General features: G+C 45.3%; 5 protein-coding genes and 1 pseudogene. 5 read left to right on the top strand and 1 reads right to left on the bottom strand.

Going from position 1 to position 7,134, the window contains the following annotated elements:
* Positions 1-311 precede the first annotated feature (311 nt).
* Entirely contained in the window at positions 312-446 is a 135-nt protein-coding gene (locus F6K46_RS37075) for a hypothetical protein (RefSeq protein WP_293067791.1), read from the top strand.
* Here the strand turns inward: F6K46_RS37075 and F6K46_RS37070 are convergent.
* On the bottom strand, positions 436-576 hold the full coding sequence (locus tag F6K46_RS37070; protein WP_293067788.1) for a hypothetical protein: 141 nt from the start codon (positions 574-576) through the stop codon (positions 436-438). The two genes, F6K46_RS37075 and F6K46_RS37070, sit on opposite strands and share 11 nt — an antisense overlap.
* Before the next feature lie 46 nt (positions 577-622).
* On the opposite strand from F6K46_RS37070, the gene glpX reads away from it, so the two are divergent.
* The 4 genes and pseudogenes from glpX to F6K46_RS37050 form a co-directional block, all read left to right on the top strand.
* Complete coding sequence (glpX, locus tag F6K46_RS37065; protein ID WP_293067786.1) at positions 623-1,660, top strand: class II fructose-bisphosphatase; 1,038 nt, start codon at positions 623-625, stop codon at positions 1,658-1,660.
* A 459-nt stretch (positions 1,661-2,119) separates the two neighbouring features.
* Positions 2,120-3,421 carry a glutamyl-tRNA reductase gene (locus F6K46_RS37060; protein WP_293067783.1) on the top strand — a complete coding sequence of 434 codons (1,302 nt, stop codon included), beginning with the start codon at positions 2,120-2,122 and terminating at the stop codon, positions 3,419-3,421.
* 82 nt (positions 3,422-3,503) lie between these two features.
* Complete coding sequence (locus F6K46_RS37055; protein WP_293067780.1) at positions 3,504-6,905, top strand: UPF0182 family protein; 3,402 nt, start codon at positions 3,504-3,506, stop codon at positions 6,903-6,905.
* Positions 6,871-7,134: pseudogene (locus F6K46_RS37050) on the top strand (hypothetical protein); the annotation flags it as partial. The gene F6K46_RS37055 and the pseudogene F6K46_RS37050, both read left to right, overlap by 35 nt.

Genomic DNA, 7,134 nt, shown 5'->3' with positions numbered 1-7,134 from the left:
AAGACACGCCATAACCCCAAAATGGGTAGTAATGATATCAAAGTCCCCCAGAATTGGGGGATTTAGGGGGCAAACAAGAAATAGGCAGTGTGGGTGATCCCCCCTAACCCCCCTTAATAAGGGGGGAGCTATACTCAAAGTCCCCCTTTTTTAAGGGGGATTTAGGGGGATATTCGAGTTTGAAGACACGCCATAACCCCAAAATGGGTAGTAATGATATCAAAGTCCCCCAGAATTGGGGGATTTAGGGGGCAAACAAGAAATAGGCAGTGTGGGTGATCCCCCCTAACCCCCCTTAATAAGGGGGGAATTTGAAACTAACGAGGGAAAAGGGTTTCACTCACTGTTCCCGATTCCCGATTCCCGATTCCCGATTCCCTAGGGTGATGCGATCGCAACCGTTTCCACACAGCCCCCTGCCCAGCCTCAACAAAGCTAAACCCTAGAGTAAACAAGGATTTCAGTCCCGATTCCCGATTCCCGATTCCCGATTCCCGATTCCCGATTCCCGATTCCCGATTCCCTGTTCCCTTCTACGAAATACCACGCTCTGATAGACTTAAAGACTGTAAACAAATAATTAAGAAATTAAGCTCATCAAGCTTTTGGGAGAACGGGCGCTTTGGAAAATACACTAGGTTTAGAAATTATAGAAGTCGTAGAGAAAGCTGCGATCGCATCCGCCAAATGGATGGGTAAAGGAGAGAAAAACACTGCTGACCAAGTGGCTGTAGAAGCCATGCGGGAGCGGATGAACAAGATCTATATGCGGGGTCGCATTGTAATTGGAGAAGGGGAGCGGGATGATGCTCCCATGCTCTACATTGGTGAAGAAGTTGGGATTTGTACCCAAGAGGATGCTGCCAACTTCTGTAACCCAGATGAGCTGGTAGAAATTGATATTGCGGTTGACCCCTGTGAAGGAACCAACCTAGTTGCCTATGGGCAAAACGGTTCCATGGCAGTGCTAGCTATTTCTGAGAAGGGTGGTCTATTTGCTGCTCCTGACTTCTACATGAAAAAGCTGGCAGCACCACCCCAAGCCAAGAATCATGTAGATATCAACAAGTCCGCAACGGAAAATCTTAAAATCCTCTCCGATTGTCTAGAGCGCTCCATTGATGAACTGGTAGTGGTGGTGATGGACCGTTCCCGTCACAAGGACTTGATCAACGAAATCCGGGGAGCTGGTGCTCGGGTGCGACTGATTAGTGACGGTGACGTTTCCGCCGCCATCTCCTGTGCCTTTGCTGGTACCAATATCCATGCCTTGATGGGAATCGGTGCTGCGCCAGAAGGGGTAATCTCAGCAGCAGCAATGCGTGCCTTAGGGGGACACTTCCAAGGTCAGCTGATCTACGATCCCGCCATCGTGAAAACTGGTCTGATTGGGGAGAGCAAAGAAAGCAACCTAGAACGGCTCGCAGAAATGAAGATTACCGACCCCGATAAGGTTTACAATGCTGAGGAACTAGCCTCTGGCGAAACCGTACTGTTTGCTGCTTGCGGTATCACCCCAGGAACCCTGATGGAAGGGGTTCGGTTCTTCCAAGGTGGAGCACGGACTCAAAGCCTAGTTATTTCCAGTCAGTCCAAGACCGCTCGGTTTGTGGACACCGTTCATATGTTTGAACAGCCCAAGTATATCCAATTGAGCTAACTCTTAGGAAGAGGGTTGTAACCTTGTAGGTAAGCTATCAGCTATCAGCTATCAGCTATCAGCCGAATCCTTACCCCTGTAGCGCCTAGGGCGTGTCTTCTTGCCTCGGAGATCCCCCATTATCCCCCTTAAAAAAGGGGGACGAGCGAGTATGGCTCCCCCCTTTTTTAAGGGGGGCTGGGGGGGATCATAATCTTGCGGAAAACTTGGAAAACACGCCCTAACCGCAACAGTAGTTCAAGCTTGAAGGAAGGTTTAAAACCTAGTTTAACCCTTCCTTCAAGTTCGTCTTAGGAAGGATTTGTAGTAAACATTTGTAGAAAACATTTGTACCGCGAAACCGATAAAGAATTACTAATATAACGGTTTTCAAACTAATAAAGTACACAATATTTTTTCCCTGTTCCCTATTCCCTATTCCCTATTCCCTACTCCTATCAAAACATTCCCATCAAAAACATGAATATTGCCGTAGTAGGTCTGAGCCACAAGACAGCACCGGTTGAAGTCAGAGAAAAACTGAGCATTCCAGAAGCCCAGTTAGAAACTGTGATGCCCCACTTATGTAGCTATCCTCATATAGAAGAGGTAGCGATACTGAGTACTTGTAATCGGTTAGAAGTTTATATAGTCACCACAGAAACTGATGCAGGAATTCGAGAATTGTGCCAGTTTCTGACAGAAAAAGCTGGCATTCCTCTAGCAAAATTGCGCCCCCACCTATTTATTCTGTTGTATCAAGATGCAGTCATGCACTTAATGCGGGTTGCTGGAGGTCTAGATAGCCTAGTGTTAGGAGAAGGGCAAATTCTAGCTCAGGTCAAAACCACCCACAAACTTGGTCAGCAACACAAGGGAATTGGACGTCTACTTAATAAACTGTTTAAACAGGCAATTACTGCCGGTAAGCGAGTTCGCACCGAAACCAGTATTGGAACAGGGGCAGTATCCATTAGCTCAGCCGCAGTAGAGTTAGCTCAGCAGAAGGTAGAGACCCTTTATGGCACCTCTTTGACCCCCTATAAAATAGCAATTATTGGTGCTGGTAAGATGTCTCGCTTACTGGTTAAACATCTACTGGCCAAAGGTGCCGTAGATATCTCAATTCTGAATCGTTCCACTAAACGGGCTGAAGAGTTAGCAAAAGCGTTTCCCAAAGCGGATCTAAAACTGGATTCGTTGTCAGATATGATGACAGTGGTTGCTCAGTCAGATATCGTATTTACTAGCACCGGTGCCACCGAACCACTGCTGACTCGGTCGAATTTAGAAGGAGTGTTGCAGACTAGCCAATCATTAATGCTAATTGATATTTCTGTGCCTCGTAATGTGGCAGCGGATGTTGATGAGCTAGAGACTGTCCACTCCTTCAATGTGGATGACTTAAAAGCAGTGGTAGCACAGAATCAAGAAAGCCGTCGTAAGATGGCCATGGAAGCAGAAGAACTCTTATACGAAGAAGTAGAAGCCTTTGACATCTGGTGGCGTTCCCTAGAAACCGTTTCTACCATTAGCAGCTTGCGCAGCAAGGTCGAAACAATCCGTGAGCAAGAGCTAGAGAAAGCTCTATCCCGTCTCGGGTCAGAATTTGCCGAAAAACATCAAGAAGTGATCGAAGCCCTAACCAGAGGGATTGTTAACAAAATCCTTCATGACCCCATGGTGCAATTACGAGCACAGCAAGATATTGAAACCCGACGCCTGGCCATGGAATCGTTACAAATGCTGTTTAATTTGGATAATGGCAAGCAAGCAATTTAGCAAGTGGTTCGTGAGAAAGTCCAAAAGCCTTGAGTCTTTCAGGAACCACGCTATCCTGGTAATGACTCAAAACTAAAGACCAATGACCAAACTCTCGCGCTGGGTTACTGGGCTACTAGGTATATGGATAGCTTGGAATTTGCTATCTCACCTGGTAGCAGAAATTTTATGGTTCACGGAAGTGGATTATCTATCCGCTTTCGTGCTGCGTTTGCAGACCCAGCTGAGTTTGTGGGTAATTGTATTTATCCTATCATTGGGGTTTTTGGTGACGAATTTATCCTTAGCCAACCAATTCAAGCATCCGAAAAATTTAGCAGACCTCGAGATTACCTGGCTAAAAGGGTTTAAAACTCTTGACTCTTCATCTTTAACCCTTAACCAAACACAGTTAAACTCACCCTCCCCAATCGTGAAATCGGGAGTGAGAGCGGATAGAAAATTTTCTAGAAAACGCCCAGCCTTCAGATTGCGATCGCTTTTGCCCTTTGCCCTAGCACTCAGTTTATTAGTTGGGGTGGTGCTGTTGTACTACGGAAAAACCGCCTTTTTCGTTTGGGATTTCCATCGGAAAACCTTGTCAGCCACCTTTCTGAGTGAAGCAACACCCCCCTTACCATCACCCTTGGGTTGGGTATCTCTTGGAAAGCTATTTTTATCGGAATCCAAAAGCTATCTAGTTTGGCAGCTGGGGATGATCTCCGCAGTGATGCTAGGGCTAATGGTGAATACTCAGTTGTGGTTAAGAGCGATCGCCCTAGCACTAAGTTTTTCCTGGGCGATGGTGATCTCAGAACAATGGGGCAGAATTTTAGAGTATCTCTATCCCACTGCCTTTAACACTACCGAGCCACTATTTAGACAGGATATCGGCTTCTATGTATTTGGTGTACCCCTATGGCAACTATTGGATTTTTGGCTAGGGGGATTATTTCTCTTTGGTCTAGTTGCAGTATGGCTAATTTACTTAACCTCGGGTAATAGTCTTTCAGATGGTAAATTTCCGGGATTTTCCCAAAACCAACTACGGCACCTGTATGGCCTTGGGTCTGCTGTGTCCGCAATCACAGCCTTCCACTATTGGCTTTCCCGGTACAATTTACTCTATTCAACCCGTGGTGTGGCTTACGGTGCCGGTTACACCAATGTCTCAGTCAAGTTGCCCTTTAATACAGGATTGAGCATTCTGGCCTTTGCGATCGCACTGTTGTTACTCTTGAGGTCAATTGTCTGGATACGCCGCCTGCCCACCAAAATACCAGTAGCATTGTGGATACTCGGCTTATACCTAGGTATATGGGGGATTGCTGGGGTAATCTTACCCGCAGCAGTGCAACGGTTTAAAGTCGAACCCAACGAGTTAGCCTTAGAACGACCCTATATTGCTCGGACTATTGCCCTAACCAGAGCAGCTTTTGAGCTGGATAGTATTGAAGTTGAAACCTTTAACCCCCAAGGTAATCTGACCAGCACCGATCTAGAAAAAAATCACCTAACCATCGACAACATTCCCCTGTGGGATACCCGCCCCTTATTACAAAGTAATCGTCAGCTGCAACAACTGAGACTTTACTACAAATTTCCCGACGCCAATGTTGATCGCTACACCATTAAAGTTAATCCAAACCAGTTAAAGGCTGGCTTGAATGTTAGCAAGTTGAATGTTGATGACAAGTTGAATGTTAGCAAGTTGAATGTTGATGACAAGTTGAATGTTAGCAAGTTGAATGTTGATGACAAGTTGAATGTTAGCAAGTTGAATGTTAGCAAGTTGAATCTTGCCTGGTTGAATATTAACTGGTTGAATCTGGACTGGTTGAATGTTAGCAAGTTGAATGTTGAAAGTTCAAAAAACCCCCTTCAACCCAATAACCTTCAACCCAATAACCTTCAACCCAATAACCTTCAACCCAATAACCTTCAACCCAATAACCTTCAACCCAATAACCTTCAACCCAATAACCTTCAACCCAATAACCTTCAACCTTTAACCCTGATAAAACCTTCACAAACTCAAAAACAACAAGTACTGATTGCTGCAAGGGAATTAGACTATGATGCTGTGCCCAAACAAGCACAAACCTGGGTTAACAAACACTTAGTCTATACCCATGGCTATGGCTTTACCCTCTCTGCCGTGAATCAGGTAGGAGAAGGAGGATTGCCATATTACTTTATTAAAGACATCGGTTCTGGTGGAGGTGAAGCGCTCAAAGGAAGCTTATATACATCCTCTGCAGAGATTCGTGATAGTATCCCCATTGGTCAACCCCGAATTTACTACGGAGAACTGACCAATAACTATATCATGACCTCCACCAAAACTCAGGAATTAGACTATCCCAGTGGAGACGACAACGTTTACAACACCTACGATGGGACTGATGGTGTTAGCCTAAACTCCTTTTGGCGGCGGTTAGTGTTTGCCCAGTATCTCAAAGACTGGCAGATGCTACTGACTGGGAATTTCACACCCGAAACAAAGTTACTGTTCCGCCGTAATATTCGCCAACGGATTCAAGCGATCGCTCCCTTTTTACGCTATGACGCTGACCCCTACCTGGTAATTGCTGATACTTCTGAAAGCGAATCAGGGGTCAATGAAAATTATCTCTACTGGATTGTGGATGGCTACACCACAAGCGATCGCTACCCCTATGCCGACCCAGGTGACAACCAGTTTAACTACATCCGTAACTCCGTAAAAGTCGTTATTGATGCCTACAATGGCGATGTTAGTTTCTACATAGCTGACCCAGAAGACCCGATTATTCAAACCTGGAGTAAGATTTTCCCAAATTTCTTCAAGTCACTGGATGAGATGCCCAACAGCTTGCGGACTCATCTGCGCTACCCCATTGATCTATTTAACATCCAATCTGAGCGCTTGTTATCATATCACATGACTGACCCCCAGGTCTTTTACAACCAAGAGGATTTGTGGCGGATTCCCCAGGAAATTTATGCTGGTAAATCTCAACCAGTAGAGCCTTACTACATTATCATGAAACTGCAAAAGGAGACATCAGAAGAATTTATCTTGCTCCACCCCTATACACCTACAGGTCGTAATAATTTAATTGGTTGGTTAGCTGGTCGCTCTGATGGGGATCAATATGGCAAGTTATTACTTTATCAGTTTCCCAAGCAACAACTAATTTATGGACCAGAGCAAATTGAAGCTCTGATTAATCAAGATCCAGTTATCTCTCAACAAATTTCCTTATGGAATCAAAAAGGGTCAAGAGCAGTTCAGGGGAATCTTTTGGTTATTCCCATCGAGCAATCCCTACTGTATGTTGAGCCATTGTATATAGAAGCTGAGCAAAATAGTCTCCCAACATTAGTGCGAGTTATTGTGGTTTATCAAAACCAAATTATTATGGCTCAAAATCTAAAAGAGGCTCTTGAGGCAATCTTTAAGCCAGAGCAAAGTGATACACCAATAATTGTACGTCCAGTCGAGGAAACTTCACTCCCTTAGAGGATTTTTTTCCGATTCCCGATTCCCGATTCCCGATTCCCGATTCCCGATTCCCGATTCCCGATTCCCGATTCCCGATTCCCGATTCCCGATTCCCGATTCCCGATTCCCGTTTCCCGATTCCCGATTCCCGATTTCCGATTCCCGATTCCCGATTCCCGATTCCCGATTCCCTACCTTAAAAGCAAAAACAACGAGCAACACAATAGACACCCCAGACCCCAGACAA

It is taken from the genome of Moorena sp. SIO3E8 (assembly GCF_010692445.1).
Lineage (GTDB): Bacteria > Cyanobacteriota > Cyanobacteriia > Cyanobacteriales > Coleofasciculaceae > Moorena > Moorena bouillonii.
This window is presented reverse-complemented; position numbering and strand designations above follow the sequence as displayed.

What these genes read in the sequence shown, in the direction of transcription:
- F6K46_RS37060 (WP_293067783.1), top strand. Translation starts at nt 2,120, where the DNA reads ATGAATATTGCCGTAGTAGGTCTGAGCCACAAGACAGCACCGGTTGAA.
- F6K46_RS37055 (WP_293067780.1), top strand. Translation starts at nt 3,504, where the DNA reads ATGACCAAACTCTCGCGCTGGGTTACTGGGCTACTAGGTATATGGATA.